At 44.4% G+C, this 23,615-nt stretch carries 18 protein-coding genes, 1 tRNA gene and 1 pseudogene; 13 read left to right on the plus strand and 7 right to left on the minus strand.

Translation table 11 applies throughout. The annotated features are described in order from the left end of the window. Positions 1 to 321: 321 nt before the first annotated feature. The gene (locus H8S52_RS07560; RefSeq protein ID WP_186909565.1) at positions 322 to 2,043 is read right to left on the minus strand and encodes an AraC family transcriptional regulator; all 1,722 of its coding nucleotides are present in this window, start codon (positions 2,041 to 2,043) and stop codon (positions 322 to 324) included. 106 nt (positions 2,044 to 2,149) lie between these two features. Between H8S52_RS07560 and H8S52_RS07565 the strand changes: the two genes are divergently transcribed. After that, a complete protein-coding gene (locus H8S52_RS07565) occupies positions 2,150 to 3,790 on the plus strand; it encodes a B12-binding domain-containing radical SAM protein (RefSeq protein WP_117986030.1) in 1,641 nt (546 codons plus the stop codon). Between the two features lie 961 nt (positions 3,791 to 4,751). Here H8S52_RS07565 and H8S52_RS07570 read toward each other — a convergent pair. Next, complete coding sequence (locus H8S52_RS07570) at positions 4,752 to 5,015, minus strand: hypothetical protein (protein ID WP_181987282.1); 264 nt, start codon at positions 5,013 to 5,015, stop codon at positions 4,752 to 4,754. A gap of 107 nt (positions 5,016 to 5,122) precedes the next feature. Between H8S52_RS07570 and H8S52_RS19805 the strand changes: the two are divergent. The 8 genes and pseudogenes from H8S52_RS19805 to H8S52_RS07605 all read left to right on the plus strand — a co-directional run. Then, positions 5,123 to 5,245 (plus strand): annotated as a pseudogene (locus tag H8S52_RS19805) (ATP-binding protein); the annotation flags it as partial. A 519-nt stretch (positions 5,246 to 5,764) separates the two neighbouring features. Continuing rightward, a complete protein-coding gene (locus H8S52_RS07575) occupies positions 5,765 to 6,211 on the plus strand; it encodes a hypothetical protein (RefSeq protein WP_117986029.1) in 447 nt (148 codons plus the stop codon). Between the two features lie 50 nt (positions 6,212 to 6,261). Further along, positions 6,262 to 7,305, plus strand: a complete 1,044-nt coding sequence (locus tag H8S52_RS07580; RefSeq protein WP_181987281.1) for a BMP family ABC transporter substrate-binding protein — start codon at positions 6,262 to 6,264, stop codon at positions 7,303 to 7,305. Continuing rightward, positions 7,286 to 9,400, plus strand: a complete 2,115-nt coding sequence (locus H8S52_RS07585; protein ID WP_117986028.1) for a C13 family peptidase — start codon at positions 7,286 to 7,288, stop codon at positions 9,398 to 9,400. Before H8S52_RS07580 ends, H8S52_RS07585 begins: the two co-directional genes overlap by 20 nt. Positions 9,401 to 9,424: 24 nt before the next feature. Next, positions 9,425 to 11,695 carry a leucine-rich repeat protein gene (locus H8S52_RS07590; RefSeq protein ID WP_117986200.1) on the plus strand — a complete coding sequence of 757 codons (2,271 nt, stop codon included), beginning with the start codon at positions 9,425 to 9,427 and terminating at the stop codon, positions 11,693 to 11,695. A gap of 30 nt (positions 11,696 to 11,725) precedes the next feature. Further along, positions 11,726 to 12,742 (plus strand): DUF3089 domain-containing protein, encoded by a 1,017-nt coding sequence (locus H8S52_RS07595; RefSeq protein ID WP_255470013.1) that lies wholly within the window; start codon positions 11,726 to 11,728, stop codon positions 12,740 to 12,742. A 23-nt stretch (positions 12,743 to 12,765) separates the two neighbouring features. After that, the gene (locus H8S52_RS07600; protein ID WP_147341836.1) at positions 12,766 to 13,167 is read left to right on the plus strand and encodes a hypothetical protein; all 402 of its coding nucleotides are present in this window, start codon (positions 12,766 to 12,768) and stop codon (positions 13,165 to 13,167) included. A gap of 93 nt (positions 13,168 to 13,260) precedes the next feature. Beyond that, on the plus strand, positions 13,261 to 14,943 hold the full coding sequence (locus H8S52_RS07605; RefSeq protein ID WP_117986197.1) for an AraC family transcriptional regulator: 1,683 nt from the start codon (positions 13,261 to 13,263) through the stop codon (positions 14,941 to 14,943). 155 nt (positions 14,944 to 15,098) lie between these two features. Here H8S52_RS07605 and H8S52_RS07610 read toward each other — a convergent pair. Further along, positions 15,099 to 15,183 (minus strand) — tRNA-Ser (locus H8S52_RS07610). Positions 15,184 to 15,644: 461 nt separating this feature from the next. Between H8S52_RS07610 and pflB the strand changes: the two genes are divergently transcribed. Continuing rightward, a complete protein-coding gene (gene pflB, locus H8S52_RS07615; protein ID WP_005651768.1) occupies positions 15,645 to 17,873 on the plus strand; it encodes a formate C-acetyltransferase in 2,229 nt (742 codons plus the stop codon). Between the two features lie 132 nt (positions 17,874 to 18,005). Beyond that, positions 18,006 to 18,731 (plus strand): pyruvate formate-lyase-activating protein, encoded by a 726-nt coding sequence (gene pflA, locus H8S52_RS07620; RefSeq protein ID WP_117986184.1) that lies wholly within the window; start codon positions 18,006 to 18,008, stop codon positions 18,729 to 18,731. Positions 18,732 to 18,757: 26 nt separating this feature from the next. Here pflA and H8S52_RS07625 read toward each other — a convergent pair whose 3' ends face one another. Together H8S52_RS07625 and H8S52_RS07630 are read right to left on the minus strand one after the other, a co-directional pair. Further along, a complete protein-coding gene (locus H8S52_RS07625) occupies positions 18,758 to 20,086 on the minus strand; it encodes an outer membrane beta-barrel protein (protein ID WP_117986183.1) in 1,329 nt (442 codons plus the stop codon). Further along, positions 20,087 to 20,635: an RNA polymerase sigma factor gene (locus H8S52_RS07630; protein WP_005651774.1), complete on the minus strand. Its 549-nt coding sequence runs from the start codon at positions 20,633 to 20,635 to the stop codon at positions 20,087 to 20,089. It lies immediately after the preceding gene. A gap of 175 nt (positions 20,636 to 20,810) precedes the next feature. Here H8S52_RS07630 and H8S52_RS07635 point away from each other — a divergent pair, with 175 nt between their 5' ends. Both H8S52_RS07635 and H8S52_RS07640 read left to right on the plus strand, forming a co-directional pair. Then, complete coding sequence (locus H8S52_RS07635) at positions 20,811 to 21,515, plus strand: NigD-like protein (RefSeq protein WP_186909566.1); 705 nt, start codon at positions 20,811 to 20,813, stop codon at positions 21,513 to 21,515. A gap of 174 nt (positions 21,516 to 21,689) precedes the next feature. Continuing rightward, positions 21,690 to 22,601 (plus strand): DMT family transporter, encoded by a 912-nt coding sequence (locus H8S52_RS07640; RefSeq protein ID WP_186909567.1) that lies wholly within the window; start codon positions 21,690 to 21,692, stop codon positions 22,599 to 22,601. 68 nt (positions 22,602 to 22,669) lie between these two features. Here H8S52_RS07640 and H8S52_RS07645 read toward each other — a convergent pair whose 3' ends face one another. Both H8S52_RS07645 and H8S52_RS07650 read right to left on the minus strand, forming a co-directional pair. Then, a complete protein-coding gene (locus H8S52_RS07645) occupies positions 22,670 to 23,086 on the minus strand; it encodes a DUF2442 domain-containing protein (RefSeq protein WP_117955399.1) in 417 nt (138 codons plus the stop codon). Between the two features lie 18 nt (positions 23,087 to 23,104). Further along, positions 23,105 to 23,341, minus strand: a complete 237-nt coding sequence (locus tag H8S52_RS07650) for a DUF4160 domain-containing protein (protein WP_117955397.1) — start codon at positions 23,339 to 23,341, stop codon at positions 23,105 to 23,107. Between the last annotated feature and the right edge of the window lie 274 nt (positions 23,342 to 23,615).

The raw sequence follows: 23,615 nt of genomic DNA on the forward strand, positions 1-23,615 counted from the left end.
AATATCTGCGCAGGCAACACGAGGCTGGCTAGCATGTTCAAATAATCGTTTTTCATAATGCGAAGTAAGCAATACTTCACGAGTATAAAAAATAATCCCCGCTAAAAATCTACTGAGCCGGTTATTATTGCATAAAATATATCCATACATTACTTCGGCGTATATTATATGGCATCAGCCAACAGAATATATACATAGCAATGTTTTTATACTGCAAAGAAAAGCTTTTCTGCATGAAGCATCTTAATTTAAAAGCTCTTGCTATAAAGAAATGTCCTAAAGTTTATAAAGAAAAGTCTTATAATATTGTATAACAATAATTTATTGTTTCATATCTATTTGGGTCTTTTTAAATTCAGAAGGTGTCATTCCCGTTTTATTCTTGAACAGACTATGAAAAGTAGGCATACTATTAATGCCGGAAGCCTCAGCTATAGCACGTAAAGTATATTCAGGATGTTCCTTCAACAAATGTATAGCATGATTCAAACGCAACTCATTGATATAACCACTCAGATTAGTACCCGTATTTTCTTTTATCATCTTAGCAAAACGGGTGTTATTCATATGCGCCATTCTGACTAAATCTTCTCTTGACAAATCAGCAGAAAGATACAATTCATCTCTCCTTATCAAAGAATCCAATTTCTGAAAGACCTGTTTATTGATTTCATACTCTTTATCAATGTCGGAAGATTCTGTATCCAAGTCATTATACAGAATAGACTTATCATCTTCACCTGACAATTGCTGTTTCTTCTTTTGCTCTGACAGCGCCTCATTTACATACTTCACCAATGCCCTGTTCTTTTCTTTGATATTACGATTCTGCAGCCAAACCTTCCAAAGAAAAAACAAGACCAGCAGTACTATAAAAAAAATAAAAGCCAGAGAAATTGTCCGTATCTTCAATTTTAAAGCTTGTTCTGCAATGTGGGCTTCTCTCTCATCAACATCGTACAAGGTTTCTAATTCCAGTGCCGCATTTGTTTTTTCACGCTGATATATGCTGTCAGTCAAAGCAATGAAAACAGTACTTAGCTTCACTGCCTTTTCATATTCCTTCAAACCGGTATAAGCTTTTATCTCTTTAGACAAAATGCCACGATACTGATAATTAATTGTATCCTCTCTCCTAAAAACCTCTTTCAGCTCGCGACAATTATCTAAAACCTCCCTATACCGGCCTGTCACAAACAAATAGGGAGTAGCATCGTATTTCCCGGCAGGAGTTGAAGCTGCCAAAGTAGACTTATATTTTATAAAGCACTCCTCCGCTTTCTCCTTATCACCCAAACAATAATACAAATAAGCCAGTTTGGAATACAGATAAGACTTCTGTAAGTCCAAATAAGCAGCTTGTATTCCTTCCTTGCCTTCCATTTTATCCAACAGTTTCTGTCGATATAGCCCAACGGACAACGCATCATCTATTAATCCATCATCTATCAAAAAACTCATTTTAACCCCGTTGAAATAAGAAAGCATACGCAAACCATATGCATCGTCAGCATCCCTCAAAAGTTGAATAGCTTCATCAAATGTTTCGTAAGCATCCTTTTTAAAAGACAGCCAACGCTTATTTTCTCCCATACAGAACAACAGTTTAGCCTCTGCCCGCTTATTCCCCATATCCCTCGCTTGCCTGATGCCCTCAACAACATACCGGTTACTCACCTCATATTCACTCAATAAACTTGATAACTCCGCCAATGCAATCGTCATCTTAAGCAAATGTTCAGGACTATTACCAGCAATGGAATCCTGAACATAAGCTCTCCGTGCATAACGAAAAGCCAATTTGCACTGATATCTATTACGATAGACCATACTCCGCAAATCGTTTATGCGCGCAGGCATCATTACCTTCTTCTTTTCAGCTTCATCCAGCAACTGCAAGGCACGGTCGGGTTCACTCATATATATATCTGTAATATATTGATCCGTATAAAGTGAAGATTGTCCACTCTCTTTTTTTTCCTGAGCCATCAAAAAAACGCTGTTCACCCAAAATAAGAAACAGATATAAAGGAATTTTTTCATAGCATTTGAACCTATTCGGATTTACTAACTGTTCGCAAATATATACTTTTTTATTTATCCTAACAATAAAATCATCTATCTTTGCAAAGACGAAACTTAATCAGATATGAAAATTCTTTGGATAGACCTAAATAGTTCCTACGCTCATTCTTCATTGGCACTTCCTGCGCTACATGCACAGATAGCAAACGCCCCATCTATTGAATGGGCAATAGTATCTGCCACGATAAATGAGAATGTAGGAACCGTTGTAGACGAAGCTTACCGCCATAAGCCCGACATCATAGCTGCAACAACCTGGCTTTTCAATCACGAACAGTTGCTGCATATTACTTCAAGGCTGAAAGTATTACTTCCTGAAGCATGTCTCATATTAGGCGGTCCTGAGTTCCTCGGAAATAATGAATTATTTCTGCGCAAGTACCCTTTTGTGGACTGCGTATTCAGAGGAGAAGGCGAGGAGGTCTTTCCCCAATGGCTGACTTGCCGGAACCAGCCGGAACTGTGGAATGATATTACCGGACTATGCTATTTGGACACTGACAAGCAATACAGAGACAATGGAACAGCCCGCGTCTTAAACTTTTCCAGACTCATCCCACCCGAAAAAAGCAGTTTCTTCAATTGGGACAAACCGTTTGTGCAACTTGAAACCACACGCGGATGTTTCAACACATGCGCCTTTTGCGTCAGCGGCGGCGAAAAACCTATACGTACACTCTCCATTGAAAACATCCGCCAACGGCTTCAAACCATTCACGAACACGGTATCAAAAACATACGTGTACTCGACCGTACATTCAACTACAATACGCATCGCGCAAAAGAACTGCTTCAGCTGTTTTTAGAATATCCCGATATACATTTTCATTTAGAGATACATCCAGCTCTTCTTTCTGAAGAACTGAAAGAAGAATTGAAACAATTGCCACAAGGTCTGCTTCACCTCGAAGCAGGAATTCAAAGTTTGCGCGAACCTGTTCTTGAGCAAAGCCACCGTATGGGAAAATTATCCGATGCCTTAAAAGGGCTGAAATTTCTATGCTCACTCCCGAATATGGAAACGCATGCCGACCTCATTGCCGGACTTCCCCTCTATCACCTCTATGAAATATTTGAAGATGTATATACCCTTGCCGGATACAATGCAGGAGAGATACAGCTGGAATCACTCAAATTGCTTCCAGGTACGGAAATGCGTCGACGGGCAGAAGAACTTGGAATACGCTATTCCCCCTTTCCCCCTTACGAAGTTTTGGAAACCAACGAAATCAGCGTTGGAGAACTGCAAACCGCCCGCCAGTTGTCTCGCCTGTTAGATGCTTTCTACAATACTCCCGCCTGGCATACACTAACCAGAGAGTTAATATTAAATGACAAAGATTTTCTACATAACTTCCTTAAATATCTGATACAGGTAAATCTGATAGACCAGCCTATGAGTTTGGAGAAACGCGGGCTTATACTTTATGAATATTGCAAACTGGCCTATCCTGAATATAAAATCCAAGCAAGCATTGCTTGGATAGAAGCTGGCATGTCCTTAAAAAAGACTCCGGCAGAAAAAGTAAAAACCAAACATCAGATTCCGCCTGAGAAATGGGAAGTGATATATGGAGAATATAAAAGTAATCTGCGACTTTGCTTTCTTCCGCTCGATGAAAATACAAAATGCGGTTATTGGTTTGGATTTGAAACAGAAATACAGAGAACATTCCCCGTATTCAAAGCTAAAACAGACATATAACAAATATCATTTTACTGCGTTGAATAAAAATGAATTGCCACTAAAGAAACTGCCACGCCACGAAGCCCACACCACCTCAATTCACTGCTGAAAGCTTGAAAATGCTGGTTGCAGGCAACACAAGACAGCAATAAATCCCCGTTAAAAGTACTTTAATAAAATAAAACAAACTACTCTGTCGGTTTCTCTATTTTTTTTTATATTTGTGGCTATATGATATTACTTTCAGCTACATGGACAATGTTCAGAAACAGATAGGGAGCATCATACAAAGAAGAAAAGAATAGTGAGAATTGCGTACGGATAGAGTATGCAAACGTCCAAGCTGACAACAATTCTGGAAAATGAGCATAAAAAACAAGATACACCATACGGTCTATTTTCTCCTATTTGGAATAATAATAGGTATTTTAAGATGGACTATATGTATAGTAGATACAAATGGAGGCATGAATTTCACTCCTTTTTTACAAGCATTCTTGTTGATAATCACACTGTTATTATTTGTAATTTGGGATATTGTTTTTTACAAAATAACCTTGAGAGTAATTTCAACCATCATTTTATTATGTTTTAACATATGGTCTTACACCTACTATTTTAAAATAGAAGAATTAAAAGAATATTGGGATGGAGTTAGATATTCACCTAATGATGCATATCTTCCCCCCGATATTGATAATTTCATTTTTGTATGGTTGGCGAACCAAGTTCTTGTTTTTTATTTGCTTTTAGTAATAGGCATTTCACATCTATTACAGAGAAAAAAGACATTAGCAAAGCATGATAACATTTGACAGTATCCCTATCTTAACCCATAATGATGGAGACATATGAGTATATGTACGATAACTATTATAGTTATGAGAACTTTATTGTCACTACTTTTATCGAGAAAGAAAGATAGTATGTCTTACGTTAGGTATCTATATTTTGTTCTGTATGATTACATTACCTGATGTTAGAGAATACATGATTCACCATTCTTTCTCTCGTACAGGTTGACAAGTCTGATAATGCTGTCCGCATCTCCCTGCTTGATACTTATCGTTGTAGCACTGTTGAAAGTAACACTGACTCCGGCAAGCATGGAAGCCTTATGTTGCACAGGTTGAACTTTGGGTTCGATACGAACGAATGAGGATGATGGTGCACCTGGCTTTTGTGACAGTGATGCCTTGCAACGACTGACTGAATAACCATGCCTTGATGTCCACTTGCTCATACCACATTCATTGGTGTGTAGCTTTTTGCAGATTGCACGAAGGGTTACTGTTGGATTTGCTTTGAGTTCTTCAGTAAATGCTAACCAAGTCTCTTCATAACGTTGTTAAAGTACTGGTTACTGCAATGGTAGACAGACTGACACATAAAGCTCGTCTTATCAATATGACAGGACAATCGTACAGACTAAAAGAAACGCAGAAATTGAAAGAGAAAAAGTTAATTTCTTAAATATTTTTTTTACAAAACTATGAATGGCGCAATTTTCAGTTAGTATCTACATAATGCAAAGTAAGCAATACTTGGCGAGTATAAAAAATATGACCCACTAAAAATCAGCTGAACCCACTTTACGACATTTGCGAAATGAACGAAGGTACCGCCCCCAAAAACTGTACATGCTATAAATGCCAATGATTCTACCAAAGAGCAACTTTGTGTATGGACAAAAAAAGGAATTAGACTTAGCTATAGGGAACAGCAGTTCACGTACGACCGACGAATTCATATTTATTCGAGAAATCAAAGAAGTAGCCACCCTTTATCTACAGATCTTTGACCGCTTGACATAGTCCTAAGTCGGCCTATGACGACAATTTTACATCATTCTGTTTTTCAAACTATTATCTTACACAAAATACAAATTGTCGCTATATTTCGGACAATTTATCGCGAAGTGGTTCTCAACTCGCACTAAAGAATCTTACAAAACACTTAGCTTTGCTTCAAAATTTTAAATAAATAATCGTTATGAAAATGAAATTATTTCTTTTGCCAATACTGGCAGTATTGTTATCCGTAAGTTTGTATTCCTGTTCAGATGACGACAGTCCCAAGACTGGTAAAGAACAAGTAGAATACATCAAAAATGTAATCGACAAAAACAGTAAAAAATTCTTTACTAAAGTAGATAATACAGAAGGCCAATACATAATGGGGGCTGAGAGTGCAGAAAAGGCGCAAGAATGTTGCGACTGCTTACTCGGTATCCGATGGAATGGGCAAAAATACACCTATACCTTGAACGATAAAATGGGAAACGTGGTTATCACTCCCAATCCCAAGGAAGGTGTTTATATTCGCTTAATTTTTGACGTAGAAGGTATTCCGACCTTCACTCTCGACATTGCGTCCAGAACTTATTATGAAAATAACAATTATGTTTTTAGACCAGCCGAAGGCATGGATATGCTCTAATGCAATAGAGACAAGAGAATCTTTATAATAGGCCAAACAAGCAACAAAGAATGATAAAGTTCGCGCAAATACGCAAATACGCTTATCAAACATTAGGTTCATTCCTCATGGGAATGAACCTAATGCTTTTTTCGTGTTCCTCTTCCAACGAACAGGAGGCAGAGACACTTCCCACTCCCCAACTGGTATTCCTGTTTTCACCCGGCGGATTGGGAGATATGAGTTACAATGACCGTATTCTGGAGGGAGTGCAACAATTCAAAATGGACTATCCCCAAGTGGACCTATACCTCTATTCACCCGCTTCCTTAGAAGAAGCTGAAAAGATATTCTCGGACTGGATCCAAAAGCCAGGTCAGCATACCCCTGCCTTGTTTACGCTGGCCAGCAGCGACTATGAGCCAATCGTAGAAAAACTGTTGGTAGGAAAAGAACTCACCTCCAACAAGAAGGTACTCCTGTTTGAGAGCAGCAAGCAATATGCCGAAGGCATTTCCACCTTTCAGATTTCCATGTTCGGCGCCTCCTACTTGGCTGGAATCACGGCTTCAGAAATCACGAACCAGGCAGAAAAGGCCTTGATTGTATTGGCCAATAACACCGACAGCCCGATACACATTGCCCGCGAAGGCTTTATGACCGGTTTTCAAGGCACGTGTGCAACCACCTACCTAGCCAACGACTGGACCGGCTACATCTCGGCCAACTTGGCCTATCGGAAAATGAAAGAATGGGGTCAACAATATCCATTCATCTTTCCGGTAGCAGGAGGTTCAAATGCCGGCATTTACCGCTATTCACGCGAATACGACTCCTGTCCCTACTTAGTCGGTATGGATATCGACCAGTCTCATCTGTCTAATCAGATTACGGGATCGGTCATCAAGCACATCGACCGCTTGATTTATCACTATCTCAGCGAATGGGCCACAGTAGGAAAACTTCCTGCTTCCCAGCTCTATGGTCTGGAAAGTGGATATGTAGATTGGGTAGTATCCCCTCTCTTTCAGGATGCGCTTCAATCGCTTGTAGAAAATCATCGTCAAACAGCCATTACTCAGGAAAAAGCTTATTATGAAGCCACTCAACCATAACATACTCGTATTACTCTGCTTGATACTCTTGGCTGGATGTCAGGAATCGGACGAAATATCCGACAGCCGCCAATGGACCGAACAGACCGTTGCCGTGGTACTTCCTATGAACAAAGGACTGGACCAGCACTGGAAGCGCACCTTGGGGTTGCTGCAAAAGCATTTGGAGCAGGCTTTCAGAAATCAAACGGCCGGCATCCGACTGAATTTTGAGTATTACGACGAAAATACCGAGCAACTCTCCAATTTAGCCAATCAATTAGCCAAACGCCCCGACATCTATGCCGTGATTGGAGGATTGTATTCTTCCAATGCCACCATCCTGGCCACCGAGCTGGCACACTACAGTAAGGAATTCTTCACCTTAGCCACCACGGAAGAATTGGTACGGGCCCATGCCAATTCGGGCCATCTATGGGCCATGACCGAAACCGACATTACCCAGTGTGAAGTATTGCTATCGAAAGTCATCAACTACGACGGAAAAAGCGTAGCCCTGCTGGTCAAGGAAAACGACAGCTATGGCAAAACCTTTATTGACTGGTTTGCTTTCCAGGCCAAAGAATTGGGATTGGAGAATAAAGGGACTTTTACTTACCGTTCAGACAACGTCGCGGAAGTCAGTCAGCAAGCAGCTGGCTGCGGAGCGGAGTATGTAATCTGTACCCCTTCCGAGATAGAAGAAATTGCCCCCATGCTGCGCATGTTCCAACAGAAAGCTCGCACTGGTATGGAAGTACCCCGTCCCCTCTTTGCCGACACGGCGTATGGAGCGGATGTCATCGCTACCGTAGGACCTATTTCAGAAGGTATGGAAGGCATCACCTTTGGAGCATCACCCGAATCGGGTTTTGAAGTATCCTATGAAACCTATTTTGGCGAAAGCACTACACTGGGTGAAGCCCAAGTCTATGACGCAGCCATGCTGCTAGCTTATGCAGCCTGGTATCAGGTATTGCATCCGGATACCACCTTGCAAAAGGCGCTACGTACCTTGGTAACGGGCAAGGATGCCAATATGGGCAGCTGGATGGGAGAAGACATTCGGCTGGTGATTGACGCCCTGGCCAACGGCAAACAGCCTTCATTGGAAGGAGCTTCCGGTTCGTTGGATTTCGACGCAAAGGTTTTCACCAATGTATTGACCACCACCTACTACAACTTCAAGGTGTATAACGGGAAATACATCATCTTAGACTACAATACCAGCGATGGCAGCAACCGTACCGATGCTACACTGGCTGGATGGAACTGGAAAGCCAGCCAGATGCAAGATTTCAATGATTCCGAAAGCATGACCTATCCCGAGTACCATAGTAATTGGGCCTTATTAGTCGCCACTTCGACCACTTGGAATAATTACCGGCACCAAGCAGATATTCTTGCTATCTATCAACAATTGAAAGCCTCGGGATATCCAGACGATCATATCATCTTGATTCTGGAAGACGACATCGCCTATTCACCTTCGAATCCACATCCGGGTATTGTCCAAGTAACCCTAGGAGGAAAGAACCTATACGAAAACGTAGAAATAGACTACAAGATGTCAGAATTGCAGCCGCATGACTTTCTGCGTATCCTGAGCGGACAATCCAGCCCTCAGCTACCCAAAGTCATCGAATCTACCCAGTACGACAATGTATTCATCTTCTGGAGCGGACACGGCATGCCGAAATACCTTTGCTGGAATCAAACCGCAGATGCGCTGAGTGGAGACGATTTGCGGAATACGTTCAGCGAAATGCACCAGCAGAAACGATATCGCAAGCTACTGATGATGGTAGAAACCTGCTTTTCAGGAGGAGTGGTCGAAGCCTGCGAAGGCATTCCTGGCCTACTTTTCTTCACGGCAGCCAATGGCGACGAAACCTCCAAGGCTGATATCTTTAACGAAGAGCTCAACGTGTGGATGAGCAATCGCTTCACCTCTACCTGCATCGAACAATTATCGGCACAGCCCGACATCAGTTTGCGCGACTTGTACTACCGCCTGTTTATCAACACAGTGGGTAGCCATGTCATGGTATACAACGCTCCTTTCTACGGAAATATGTATCAGCAGAATATGGGAGAATTCATTCAATTCAGATAAATACATTTATAATACAAAAACACAATGAATAAAATTTTTTATTTTTGGCAACTTTGCCTCCTCTGTTTCATAGTTTCTAGCTGTAAAGATACCGATGAACAGCCCAGCCAACACACTCTGGTAGGGAAATGGTATTTCGTGACCACCCAGGAAAAGGAAAACAACCAGTGGTTCGATTTTCCCATGCCCTTGGATGGAGCTGAGATGTTCATAGAATTCCTCCCCGATCATAGTGCTACCATCGTCCGCACGGTGGGCGACCAGGTAGATTCGAAGAATTTTACCTGGGAATTGATGCCGGATGGCAGCTTCATAGTGAATGGTGAAACCGAAGGACGCCTTGATTTTTCCGGCAACAACCGCTTCTATTGGCAAACGACTACCACCAACGATTCATTTACCGGTAAGGTGCTGGAAGGCCTCTTCCGCGATGTGTACGACCGCAATCCTACCCCGGCCGATAAACCGGGAGTCATCACGGAACGTCCTCAAGGAAAAATATACCACTTCAGCATGGAAGGGCGCAACCATTACTACCGATTGGGGATGGGTAGCAATCTGTCATTCTATGGAAAGACCGTGGAAGCGGTAGAAGGAGAGGAGGGCGTGCTTTACCTGAAAAATCTCTTGCCAGACCTCGGACTTCCAGATGATTATTACGTCAAAGCGGTGATGGACAACGACCGCATCCTGGTGCCTCTTCCGCAGGTGATTTCGACCAAAGGCAAACTGATAAAGTATCTGTGGCGTGGTGTGAAGCAGTATAACTCCGGAGATAAGCCGGTCAATTTTATATCAAATCTTGACAAACGATTCATCACCTTCATGAAAGACGAAAAAGGAATCTTTCAGCTGGTAGAAGATATCGACCAATTAAGTATCGGCTTGTGTGATGTTCACGGAAACTGGATGGGTAAACACCTTGAGCCAACGGTGGCGTATGCCATCAGTGAGATGAAGCTGAAGCCCGCGAACATAGACCTGGTGACTCCACCGGCCGGACTTCCCGTTCAGAATTTCGTGTTCAAAGGAGTAGTCGGAGCTGATAAAATTGAAATAATGTACACCGGAAAGATGATTCAGCAGGGTCAGGAAGTGTATCTGCAAGGACTGGGTCAGGTGTTGCCTGATGCCTGGGTCAAAGGAGTGCTCCATTCTGCAGGAGATCAGCCTTACCTGGCTATTCCCAGTGAACAGTATCTGGGAGAGAGCAAGGGAATGGCTTGGTATTTTTATGGAGACCGCGTGGAAGAGAAGCTTCATGAACCGACCGGTACCCTCCGTTTGAAGCACCACCTTTTTGAGGCTGGCGATTCGTTAAGGTTCAACTACAATCCTCAGCAGAGGACACTGACCACTCGTTCTGACGAAGGCTTTGTTTGCAATGCCGGTACAATAGACGAGTATATGACGAGTGAATTGCGCGAGGTATCGATTACCTTGACCGATGAAACCGTGTTCACCGCTCCTTTGTTGATGGGCGATGTAGAGATACCGGCGATTTTCCAGGTGACAGATGCCGAAAAAAAACTGTGCCAGGTGGGTAGCGGTATCATCAAGGAGTCAGGAGAAGACATCTTCTACGGTACGGCAGTCATGTCGATAGTATTCGGCAAACTGGAAATTCCAGCGGAGGTCAACGGCTATCAAGTGGAAGCTGTGGGACCGGGTGCATTTGGGGATTGCAAGCATCTGACGGAGGTTGTTTTACCAGCCAGTGTGACGCGAATAGGCGATTGGGCATTTATGAATACGGGACTGACTACGATGCGTCTGCCTCAGCTCACTCACTTGGGCGAAGGAGCGTTGTCGGGCTGCGACCAACTGACTGAAATTGAAATTCCGGGCAGTTTGAAGAAAGTGGATCAATTTGCCTTTTCCGAAAGCGAATACCTGGAGAAAGTGGTGATTCAGTCGGGAGTAACAGAAATTTCCCGCTGTGCCTTTGCGTTCTGTTACAGACTTCAGACCCTGGAATGGCAGTCGCCTGCTACGGTGAAGAAAATCGGTTCCTTGGCATTCAAATGTACAGACTTCACATCGGTGACCCTTCCGGCCAGCCTTACCATGATTGGCGAAGGTGCGTTCAGTGTGTGCAACAGCTTGCAGAAGGTGGTTTGCGAAGCAGAGGTGCCACCTACTATCGTGGAAGTGCGCGATGCGGAATATATTTTCGATGGCTTGCCGGATGATGCAACCCTTCACGTGCCGCAAGGCAGTGTCGAAGCTTATAGTCAGGCACCCGGTTGGAACGTCTTCCTAAAGCTTGGAGGTATTCACCCCATCGCTCAATAAGAGTACAAAACAATGAAAAGCAATGTAACTATGAAAATAGCTAAAAATAGATTCTGGAACCAATGGTGGGTAGCCTATGAGCAGCCCACGTTGGCTTGGGCCTGTGTCTTCTTGCTTCTGCTGGCAGTAAGCTGCAAGTCGGATTCGAAAGACGAGCTTGTTGTAGCCAAGGTCTATGTACCCGAAGCCCCTTCTTATACCGACGCTCACATGTGGTACATCGAGCAGAACGACCGTGGACAAGGAGCCGACGTGTTCTACATCCCTTCAACTTGGGAATTTGACTGGTATACCCCAGACTGTGTTATCAGCCATTGGGCCGCCCCTTCCCTACCCCTGCACCGCGAGCACATGATGACCGAAATGACGGAAGTAGCCCAATATATGGCCGATGGGAACAACTTCTATTCACCTTATTATCGTCATATTACGCTCAACACCTGGGCAACCCTGAACGAAGACACCATTCGTCGCAGGTATGAAGCAGTTGCGTGGAAAGACGTGAAGAATGCTTTCGAACATTATCTCACCCACTATAACCAAGGACGTCCGTTCATCTTGGCTGGCTTCAGCCAGGGAGGGAAATCGGTGGTGGAACTTCTCAAAACACTTCCCGAAAAGCATCGGGCACAATTGATTGCAGCCTATGTGCTGGGCTATAAAGTCACTCCGGATGACGTGCAGAAGGCTCCATGGATCAAGGCCGCACAAGGAGCTACCGACACGGGGGTAACCATCTGCTACAATTCCGTGTCCGATGTAAAGTACCTGAAATCAGTGATTAGTGCACCCAACGTGATGTGCATCAATCCCGTGAACTGGAAAACCGATGCCACACCGGCCACTTTGCACGACACCATTACAGTGACCCTCTCGCCCGAGCACAAAGTATTGGTGCTGAAAGGATTTGATGGAAGCTATCTGCCCAACATTCTCAATATACTAAATGTAGGCGACTATCACGGCATAGAGCCTTGGGTATACAGCGAAAATCTGCGCCAAAACATACAGCAGCGCATTCGAGCCCATCGCCAACCAACGAAATAATCAATCAATTTTAATAATATAGTATGAAAAAAAAATTCAAATGGATGTCAGCCATGCTGACCATGTGTATCCTGGCAATCACGATGACAGTCGTTTCTTGCAGTGATGATGACGAAAAAACCAATGTATGGTATGCTTTAGGCTTCACCGAAATAAACACCTCAAGCCCCGACGCCCTGCGTGAAATGGGTGAAATCGAAGCTGCCTACAAGAAAGCGCTCGGTATCACCGAAAGTCCTTTCAGTAAATTTGGAACCGTAGAAGAATGCAACCAACAAGTACTGAACGCTTGCCAGCAAGCTGAAAACGCATTAAAAGAAAAAAGCTGGAAAGGTACTTATGTATTCGAGATTACAAATGCCAACTCCGAACAAGTTATTTATCAAAAAAAATTCAAAGCAAATGACGACAATGCCCTGTTGTAATTTGCCGCGATAAAAATAAAAACGATTCCTTCCCCGAAAGAATATAAAAATAAATTGTACCTTTAGTCCGCAAAACAAAGATACCATAAGACAATGAGGCATGTTATTCTTATACTCTTTTGGGGATTGACCACTACTATTCAAGCAACCACCCCTTCCGTTTCAACAGATTCCATCCATACCCTGAAGCATGTGCTGAAAATCCATCTTTCTTATCCCGACAGTGCTCTTCGCCTGCTCGATACGATGGAGGAAACAAACACAGCCCCCCTTTTCCTGCTTCAAGCTCAACGTGCCATGCTCTATGGATCGCACAACAAACACCACCTGGTGATAAACTATGGACAAAAAGCGTTGCAGCACGACTCCTTGCAAGCTTGTCCCAAATACTACTTACAAACGCTGACATGCTGTGTTGAAGCCTATCGTAAGCTCAACGAACACCACCAAGCCATACACTTACTTGAAAAAGGGCTAGCATTTGCCCGCGCACAGAAGAACCCGACTGTGGAAGCCAATTTCTTATTCACAGCCGGACAGACCTATTACCAGCTCAACAAGAAAAAAGAAGCCAATCAGTATTTCCAGAAAGCCATCCGCTTGGGTGAAGAAGGTTCCTATAAACTGAAGCCCTACCTGTCATACTTCTATGGAGAAATCTTCAGCATTCTTTTCGATGAAGGAAAATATCAGGAGGCTCTGGAATATTGCGACAAACGAGAAAAACTAATTCAACAGATGAGCAGCTTCAAGCAAATCCCCATCGGTTATATTGATCAGCAATATGCTTATCTCTATAGCAAGAAAGCCTGTGTGCTATCCAGGCTGAACCGAAAGGCCGAAGCTGCAACCTACTACCATAAATTCAAGCAAACCCGTTTCAGCCACACACCTCAAGGCCAGGAATCAATCCTGGTTTACTGGATGGAAATTGGGCAATACGACTCGGTCATCCAATTCTGCCAACAACAAAAGCCCCACGATACCATCACCTCGGACTATGCCCAGCAGCTAACCATACAGGCCAAGGCCCATGAAGGAAAGAAGGAATACAAACGGGCCCTGGAATATCAAAAACGACTCACGGCCATCAACGATAGCCTGAACAAAAAGAATATCGAGGAAGAGATGGCCGAATTGGCCACCATCTACCAACTGAAGGAGAAGGAGAACGAAATCCAGCAACAACATGAACAGATACAAAAAACTATCATCATCCGTAACTTGCTGGCGGGTGCATTTGGTTTGGTATGTCTGTTACTATGGATGGCTTGGCATCACCTCCGCACCATCCAGAAGAAAAACCGATTGATGGCCAACAGTATCAATACTGTACTGGATTGCGAACAGAAAATAGAAACCTTGGAGAAAGAAACTTCCTTTACGCAGGAAAAAGAGGAAGCAGAAGAAACATCTGTCGAAACCGACAGTCATCTCTTTAAGCGAATGGAACAGATCATCAAGGAAGAAAAGTTGTTCCTCAATCCAGACTTGAACCGACAAGACATCCTGAACAGACTGCCTATTGACAAGAACCGTTTTGCCAAAATTATGCAAGAAAACTCGCAAACGACGCTGCCGCAATACCTGAGCAACTTGAGAATCAAATATGCCATCAATCAGTTGAAGGAGCATCCCAACTACACCATACAGGCCATTGCCGATGAATCGGGTTTTAGCAACCTGCGAAGCTTCCAACGAATCTTCAAAGCCAAAACAGGAATGACCCCCTCTGAATATAAAACGGCCATTGAGCAAACGATTTCTGAGAAATAGACTGAAACAGTAGAAATTATGCTTAGGTGAAACAAAATCCTATTTTTCCTTTGTCCTGTCTTTCGGTTGTCCGCCGACTAAATAAAAAAAGTCCCGTAAAACATTGATTTTACGGGACTTGTCTTAATTTGACCGCCTAATGTCTTAGGTTCCAGCGGAGAGACAGGGATTCGAACCCCGGGTGCCTCGCAGCACAACGGTTTTCAAGACCGCCGCAATCGACCACTCTGCCACCTCTCCAAAACTTCTTTTTCAAGAAGTGCTTTTCTCTTAAAGCGGTGCAAAGGTAACACTTCTTTTTTAATTCGCAAACAAATCCGGAATAAAATAATTCACATATCCGCAAAAACTAAAAATACGGCATTAAAGGAACTAATAAAATGTTACTAAAATCTTTTCGTCCGACAGCTGTTTTATTTTCGTCCGACAGCTGTCGGACGAAAATAAAACAGCTGTCGGACGAAAGGGAAATTATTATGGGACGAATAGATTTCAGCATAAATAATAATAGTCGGTAAGAGTACAGATATTAATCGGACGGACACGAATCAATACCCGGTGGTACTTCCTACCTAATAATAGCTATTTTATGCTCTTCAACATAAAAATCCTCCATATTATTGTGTAATTACGGAAATTTTTCCGTAATTTTGCGCGCTCTAAAGGATAACATATCTAATCACTTTTATTAAAAGAACATTATGGAATTAAACAAAACCTTTATTGACGGGCTTTGGAGCAAAGAAATCAATGTAAGTGATTTCGTTAGTAAAAACATCACGTCCTACACCGGAGACGCATCTTTCCTGCAAGGACCAACGGAGCGCACCAAGCATATCTGGAACCTCTGTCTGAAAGCACTGGAAGAAGAAAGAGCCAATAACGGTGTCCGTTCATTAGATCATACAACAGTATCTACCATCACTTCCCACAAAGCAGGCTATATAGATAAGGAGAACGAACTTATCGTAGGCTTGCAGACAGATGAACTGCTGAGACGCGCCATCAAACCTTTCGGCGGCATCAATGTAGTGGCAAAAGCATGCCGCGAAAACGGCGTGGAGGTAGACGATAAAGTAAAAGACATCTTTACACACTACCGCAAAACACACAACGACGGCGTATTCGATGTATATACCGAAGAAATCCGTTCGTTCCGTTCATTGGGCTTCCTCACCGGACTTCCCGACAACTATGCACGCGGACGTATCATCGGTGACTACCGCCGTCTGGCATTGTACGGCATTGACCGCCTCATCGAAGCCAAACAGGAAGACTTGCGCCACCTGACCGGCCCTATGACCGAAGCACGCATCCGCCTGCGCGAAGAAGTGGCAGAGCAAATCAAGGCCTTGAAGGACATCAAGACCATGGGCGAATATTACGGCCTCGACCTCAGTCACCCTGCCACATCTGCTCAGGAAGCCGTACAGTGGGTATACATGGCATACCTTGCCGCTGTAAAAGAACAAGACGGTGCCGCCATGTCATTGGGTAATGTATCTTCATTCCTTGACATTTTCATTGAATACGATTTGGCTCACGGTAAGATTGACGAAACTTTTGCACAAGAGCTGATTGACCAGTTCATCATCAAACTGCGCATGGTACGCCACCTGCGTATGCAGTCCTACAATGACATCTTCGCCGGAGACCCCACCTGGGTTACCGAAGCTATCGGCGGACGCTTCAACGACGGTCGCGTAAAGGTGACAAAAACCTCTTTCCGCTTCCTGCAAACATTGTACAACCTCGGCCCGTCTCCCGAGCCTAACATGACTGTGCTGTGGAGTCCCGAACTGCCGGAAGGCTTCAAGGAATTCTGTGCCAAAGTATCCGTAGATACCAGCTCTATCCAGTACGAGAACGACAACCTGATGCGCGAGGTACGCAACTGCGACGACTACGGTATCGCCTGCTGTGTATCCTACCAGGCTATCGGTAAGCAAATCCAGTTCTTCGGCGCACGCGCCAACCTTGCCAAAGCATTGTTGCTTGCCATCAACGGCGGACGTTGCGAAAACACCGGAACCGTAATGGTGAAAGGTATCCCCGTGCTGACTCACGATACGCTGAACTTTGAAGAGGTAATGAACAACTACAAGAAGGTGCTGACGGAGATTGCCCGCGTTTACAACGAAGCAATGAACATCATCCACTACATGCACGACAAGTATTATTACGAAAAAGCCCAAATGGCATTCGTAGATACAGACCCGCGCATCAACCTTGCATACGGCGTAGCCGGACTTTCCATTGCCATCGACTCATTGTCTGCCATCAAATACGCCAAAGTAACGGCACGCCGCAACGACATCGGCCTGACGGAAGGTTTCGACATCGAAGGTTCTTTCCCGTGCTTCGGCAACAACGACGACCGTGTAGACCATCTTGGTGTAGACCTGGTGTACTACTTCAGCGAAGAGTTGAAGAAGCTGCCCGTTTACAAGAACGCCCGTCCTACCCTGTCGCTCCTGACCATCACATCCAACGTGATGTACGGTAAGAAGACCGGAGCCACTCCCGACGGACGCGCCAAAGGCGTTGCTTTCGCTCCGGGAGCCAACCCGATGCACGGACGCGACAAGAACGGTGCCATCGCCTCTTTGAGTTCCGTAGCCAAACTGCGCTACCGCGACTCACAGGACGGTATCAGCAACACATTCTCCATCGTTCCGAAATCATTGGGTCCCACTGCCGAGGAACGTGTAGAAAATCTGGTTACCATGATGGACGGTTACTTCACCAAAGGTGCACACCACCTCAACGTGAACGTACTGAACCGTGAAATGCTGGAAGACGCCATGGAACATCCGGAGAAATATCCGCAACTCACCATCCGCGTTTCCGGATATGCCGTAAACTTCGTGAAACTGAGCCGCGAACACCAGCTGGAAGTTATCAGCCGCAGTTTCCACGAAAGAATGTAATCGGTAAACCGGATACATAACCTTTTAGAGCACGGATTACACGGATTTCACGGATTAAGCAAAAATCCGGAGTAATAACCCTGTAGTCCGTGCTTTCTTTTTTACTACATTCTTTGCTTATAATACACTATTATGATTAATGTTCATTCATACGAATCAATGGGCACTTTCGACGGTCCGGGGCTGCGGCTTGTCGTATTCCTCCAGGGCTGTCCTTTCCGTTGCCTGTATTGTGCCAACCCCGATACGATAGATGTAAAGGGCGGTACTTCTACTCCTGCCGGTGAAATCCTGCAAATGGCTGTCAGCCAAAAAGCTTTCTTCGGGAAAAAAGGGGGAATTACTTTCTCCGGCGGCGAACCGACCTTACAGGCAGAGGCATTGATACCACTGTTCAAAGACTTGAAAGCAAACGGCATCCATATCTGTCTTGACACCAACGGCGGAATCTGGAACGACAAAGTTGAGGAATTGTTAAGTCTGACGGACTTGGTATTGCTCGATATTAAAGAATTCAATCCCGAACGCCACCGTGCCCTGACCGGACGCAGCAACGAACAAACCCTGCGCACCGCTGCCTGGCTGGAACAACAGGGACATCCGTTTTGGCTGCGCTATGTCCTGGTACCGGGATATAGTGATTTTGAAGAAGACATACGCAGCATGGGCGAACAGCTCGGCAAATACCAAAGCATACAACGGGTGGAAATACTTCCCTACCACCGCTTAGGAGTGCATAAATACGAAGCTATGGGCTGGGATTATCAGTTAAAAGAAGTAGTAGAGAATACCCCCGCACAACTGGAACGAGCCGAAAAACTCTTTAAAGAGTACTTTCCCACAGTAGTGGTAAATTGAGAATTGATTCTCAACTCTCAATTTAATCAGTAAGTCAACCGTACTCCACCCTGCAAGGTAAAGTTGCAGGGATTTTCTTTTCGTATAGTCTCAATGTCCGAGCCATCGTCAAAGAAGTACGACACTCCCGGTTCTACATAAATGCCGACTCTGCTACTTATATTATACTGTGCACCCACAGCTCCCATTACAGAGAATTGCAGCGGTTTCACGGTTTCGTTTTTACTTCCTATTTTCCCGTAAACGCATTTTTCCATGGCGCCGCCGGCAGAAACATACATGATAAAGAACTTCTTATCTACAAAGTTCCAGTTGGCACGCAAAGGAATACCCAAGTAATGCAATTTCTGGCTGACCGTTTCCGAGCTTCCGGCAAATTTCACATCCGAAGCGAGGTACGTATACGTCAAGCCCGTTTCTACGGAGAAACCCCGTGCAAGCCCTTTACGTACCGAGAAGCCGAAAGACAGCGGCTGTTTATGGTCTATGTCCACCACCTGTCCGGAACTTCTCTGCAGATAAGGTATGCCATCCTTAAAGACAAGTTCCTGCCCATCCGGCACTTCCATTATCCCGTCAGACATTGTGGTAAGGTCTACCCTTCCGCCGGAAACGCCGAAACTCTGTCCGTTCTGAAGCAGCCCGCTTTCATCCATGCTGCTTCCCGAAATCAATCCGCCCGTATTTCCTACTGCCAATCCGACCGACCAGCCACGCGACTGCTCCCGCTTCGTTCCGCCAACCGGCAAATGCAATTTGTCTCTGCCGGACGGGCAGCGCTCAATCTTTTCCGTACGCTCCTCTTCCACTATCACTTCTTCTGCTGCTTCCTGATTTGCCTGTGCCGACTCCGCAGTACGTTCCTGTACGTTCCCAGTCTGAACTTCCGGCTCCGCATTCAGGGATTGGACAACTGCTTCCCGTTCCGTTTCATCTGCGGTATTCAGTTGTTGTGCCAGCAAGGAACGCCGGTTCGTATCCGTTGGCAGCTCCTGTTTCTGTGCGCGATAGTCGGGTTCTGTTATCTCTGTCCGCACCGAAGGCGTCTGTTGCTCCGGCAGCTTGTCCGGCACGGCAGCCAATGTCGGTGCAGCCGTATTCCGCATCTCCTCTCCCACAGGGCTTTGGAGCAGCCATACACTCACCGACGACACCGCAACGAGCAGTGCCGCAGCCGCAGCTACAGCCCAGCGGCGGAAAGGTATAATCCGCCGTCTTCCGGCTACCGGCGGCTTCGAAGCGGACAAATCCTTCTCAAGCCGTTCCCAACCGGAAACGGGCAACGGTTCGGAATAATCGTCCAACCGCTCCTTTATCTTTCGCATCCACAATTCATCTTCCATACATTTCTCCATTTATGCGTTTCTTTTCATCCACTCCTTCACTTTGGCAGCCAAAGCAGCTTTGGCACGCACCAGTTGTGAAGCCGATGACTTTTCGTTGATGCCCAGCAACCGGGCAATCTCCTTATGAGATTTATCTTCAAAAACAAACAGGTTGAATACAGTACGATAACCGGCGGGAAGCTCGCTTATAAACTGCATCAATACCTTTTGAGGAATAGTATCCACTGCCGAAGCATCCGGCTCCTCATACGTCTCCGGCACATCGTCCAAGGCAGCGGACTGGCTCATCACATCATTCTTCCGCAAATACTGCAATACCGTATTCACCATTACACGTTCCATCCACGCCCGCAAAGAGCCCTCTCCCCGCCAAGTGAACTTATCGAAAGAGTCGAAGAGCTTCAGGAAACCGTCATGCATCAAATCCTGTGCAGTTTCCCGGTCACCGGCGTAACGCAAACATACGCCGAGCATCCGCCCCGCATACTGTTCGTACAGTTCTTTGCGGGCAAGGTTGTCGCCTTGCCTGCAGCGTTCTGCCAATACCTGTTCTTCCATCCTCTCTTTTAACACGTGTTTACCTTATAAATGCAACGGGCACAAAAATACTGCATCCGGCAGATAGGAAATTCATTCTTTATTTTCTTTAACAATCTTATAAGCAGTATTTGTGCAGTCCCGGCATTTTCTGAATACGAAACCTAAAACAGAACCAATAACAAAACCTCTACTTATGAAAAAGTTAAGAACGATATTAGCCGCATTTCTGCTGTTGTTCATTGCCACCCCCGTACTGCAATCCTGCCTGGACGACTGGGACGATGACGAACATCCGTCGCTTGCCATAGGTACCGTACGAATTATCGACGGGAAAGACTATTATTTCGCACTCGATGAAGGAACCAGAATGTTTCCCGGCGATACTACCCAAGTGAATAACTACACTCTGGTGGAGGGGCAACGCGCTTTTATATATTTCAACCTGCTGGACGAAGAAGTAACCGGCTACGATTACAATGCCAAAATCAACCACGTAGAGAATATCCTTACCAAAGACATTTATTTCATGCCTGCCGAAAAGGCCGACAGCATCGGCGACGACCGCATCAACATCAACAATATGTGGATTACGGACAACTACCTGAACATCCAATACCAGCTATACCATAGCAACAGCAATGACAAAAAACATATGCTGAACCTTATAGTCAACGAAGCATCCGACGGCAAGAACGACAAAGAGGGATATATCACGCTGGAATTCCGCCAGAATGCTTACGGTGACGAGCCGCTCATACTGGGACAAGGACTTGTCTCTTTCAAACTGGATAAGATAGCCGACCGGATACCCGGAAAAGCCGGACTTAATATCCGCGTAAAAAGTTTACACGACGGCGAATATTATAAAACCATTGACTTTAAAACAGACGAGAACTAAACTATTCTTTGCAATTCCCTTTTCAATGTCTTTTTATAAAAGCGGAGCAGGCTGTTTGCCTTCACTCCGCTTTGTTCTTTCCTGCCTTCTGCCCCATATTACTGTATCCTATGTTATGTCTCATTTTTATTGCGTATCTTTGCACCCGATTTTACCAAACAACTTTCTATAAGCATGAAAAAAGGACTGCTATACGCAATATTGGCATCTGTGCTATGGGCCATCGTAAACCCGTTCATCAAGCAAGGGCTCAGTTATGATTTTACTCCGATGAATTTTGCCGGGCTGCGTTTCACCAGTGTAGGCGTTCTGCTTTTTGCCTATACCTGGCACAAGGGGATGCGGCAGGAAATCAAGCAGCACCGCAAACTGTTCCTCAATCTGATATTCATTAATATGCTCATGGGTTATACGGCCTTTTATTTCGGAGTGGACTTCGTAAGCGGGGCTATATCATCCATCATCATGGGTATGACGCCGCTTATCAATGTACTGCTTGCCCATCTACTGGCAAGTAACGACAAACTGAACGGCTACAAAATCGTCAGCCTCATCATCAGCCTTGCAGGCCTCTTGCTGATTGTAGGGATGGGCAGCGACGGTGAACCGCTGGACTGGAAAGGCATCACAGGCATCATACTACTGTTGCTCAGCATTATCTTTCAGGGCTATTCCGCCATCTCCGTATCCGAAGAGAAAGGCAAGGTCAATCCTATCTTCCTGAATGCCGTACAGATGTTTTTCGGTGGCGCCCTTATCTACATCATAGGATTGGGCACGGAAGGTTATCACTCTTTCATCGGCAAGCCTGCCGGATTTTATATCAGCCTGGGCATCCTCGTATTTATTTCCGTCTTTGCCTTCAGCTTCTGGTTTATGGCGTTGCAAAGCAAAGGCGCAAAAGTCAGCGACATCAACATGTGCCGCCTTATCAACCCGATTCTCGGAGCTGTATTAAGTTGGATAATGCTTGCGGGAGAATACCCCACATTCAGTACAGTAGCGGGAATGCTGATTATTGTCAGTTCGTTGGTTATCTATTTCAAAGGAGCGGAGATTGTAAAATACATCAGTACAAGGAAATAAACAGAGTGTGTCAAAATACACTTGATGATTTCTTTTAGGCACGGCAATGGCAGTAGCTATCAGCACCTTCAAATTGCAAGCAATTCTTTCCCTAAAATATGAAGAGCTTCTTTAATTTGCATCTTCCTCATGTCACTCGGTTTTTTAATGCCATAAATATATTTGGAAAGAAGGCTTTTGTTTATTCCCATACTACGTGCTACTTCTGATACATTCAGCTGAGGAAAGCGTTTAAATATCATTGCTATCTCATTTTCATAATCCGGTTCCACTGTTTCAAAAAAGCTGGATATATGAATATCCTCATCCAATGATTCCCAACGAACATCGTCACCAAACTTTCCTATCTTGAAATCAAGACGCTCTTTATCACTTGCATCCTTTAACAAAGGGAATGCCTCTAAAGGACGGCTGAAAGTTTTTTCATCATCTGTTTTTACATAAATGCGATTAGCATCAAACCAAATGTCTTTTATTGTATTCATAACTTTCGGTTTTAATAATTATTCTCCATGATATTTTCTCCAAGCATCAATTATATCATCTTGATATGCTTCAATTATTACCAATGCCTTTCTTATATCTTTCGGTTTTATGCCATTACTCGATACAACTTCTATTTCGGGATAGACATTAACTTTTGCTCTACCATCACCATTCTGAATATGAACATGAATGGGTAAATGTTCTTCGGAATAGAAATAAAAGCGAATACCAAAAAGCTCAAATAGTGTTGGCATAATTATGTGACATTTTAATTGTACTGATACAAATATAGGGATAAATATTTATCCCTACAAATAATTAAGTAAAGAAGATGTATGCTTGAAATTTGCTATTAGCAAACAAATCAGTACAGAGTACTTCGACATCTATCATTTTTATATTTTAAGTTACGGTAAAAATAAGTTCTCCTTTCCACACCTGGAAAGGAGAACTTGCAAACAAACAATGATCCGGACAGTGATTCACATCCTCATCCGGCACTACAAACCGGAGATTATATCAAGGAAA

Origin of the sequence: Bacteroides sp. NSJ-48 (assembly GCF_014287405.1) — a bacterium.
GTDB classification, from domain to species: Bacteria; Bacteroidota; Bacteroidia; order Bacteroidales; family Bacteroidaceae; genus Bacteroides; species Bacteroides stercoris.

Coding starts and splice junctions, on each gene's coding strand:
- H8S52_RS07600 (WP_147341836.1), top strand. CDS start 12,766: ATGAAAAAAAAATTCAAATGGATGTCAGCCATGCTGACCATGTGTATC.
- H8S52_RS07605 (WP_117986197.1), top strand. CDS start 13,261: ATGAGGCATGTTATTCTTATACTCTTTTGGGGATTGACCACTACTATT.
- H8S52_RS07595 (WP_255470013.1), top strand. CDS start 11,726: ATGAAAATAGCTAAAAATAGATTCTGGAACCAATGGTGGGTAGCCTAT.
- H8S52_RS07565 (WP_117986030.1), top strand. CDS start 2,150: ATGAAAATTCTTTGGATAGACCTAAATAGTTCCTACGCTCATTCTTCA.
- H8S52_RS07560 (WP_186909565.1), bottom strand. CDS start 2,043: ATGAAAAAATTCCTTTATATCTGTTTCTTATTTTGGGTGAACAGCGTT.
- H8S52_RS07630 (WP_005651774.1), bottom strand. CDS start 20,635: ATGGAAGAACAGGTATTGGCAGAACGCTGCAGGCAAGGCGACAACCTT.
- pflB (WP_005651768.1), top strand. CDS start 15,645: ATGGAATTAAACAAAACCTTTATTGACGGGCTTTGGAGCAAAGAAATC.
- H8S52_RS07590 (WP_117986200.1), top strand. CDS start 9,425: ATGAATAAAATTTTTTATTTTTGGCAACTTTGCCTCCTCTGTTTCATA.
- H8S52_RS07650 (WP_117955397.1), bottom strand. CDS start 23,341: ATGCCAACACTATTTGAGCTTTTTGGTATTCGCTTTTATTTCTATTCC.
- H8S52_RS07570 (WP_181987282.1), bottom strand. CDS start 5,015: ATGAGCAAGTGGACATCAAGGCATGGTTATTCAGTCAGTCGTTGCAAG.
- H8S52_RS07635 (WP_186909566.1), top strand. CDS start 20,811: ATGAAAAAGTTAAGAACGATATTAGCCGCATTTCTGCTGTTGTTCATT.
- H8S52_RS07625 (WP_117986183.1), bottom strand. CDS start 20,086: ATGGAGAAATGTATGGAAGATGAATTGTGGATGCGAAAGATAAAGGAG.
- H8S52_RS07575 (WP_117986029.1), top strand. CDS start 5,765: ATGAAAATGAAATTATTTCTTTTGCCAATACTGGCAGTATTGTTATCC.
- H8S52_RS07645 (WP_117955399.1), bottom strand. CDS start 23,086: ATGAATACAATAAAAGACATTTGGTTTGATGCTAATCGCATTTATGTA.
- pflA (WP_117986184.1), top strand. CDS start 18,006: ATGATTAATGTTCATTCATACGAATCAATGGGCACTTTCGACGGTCCG.
- H8S52_RS07640 (WP_186909567.1), top strand. CDS start 21,690: ATGAAAAAAGGACTGCTATACGCAATATTGGCATCTGTGCTATGGGCC.
- H8S52_RS07580 (WP_181987281.1), top strand. CDS start 6,262: ATGATAAAGTTCGCGCAAATACGCAAATACGCTTATCAAACATTAGGT.
- H8S52_RS07585 (WP_117986028.1), top strand. CDS start 7,286: ATGAAGCCACTCAACCATAACATACTCGTATTACTCTGCTTGATACTC.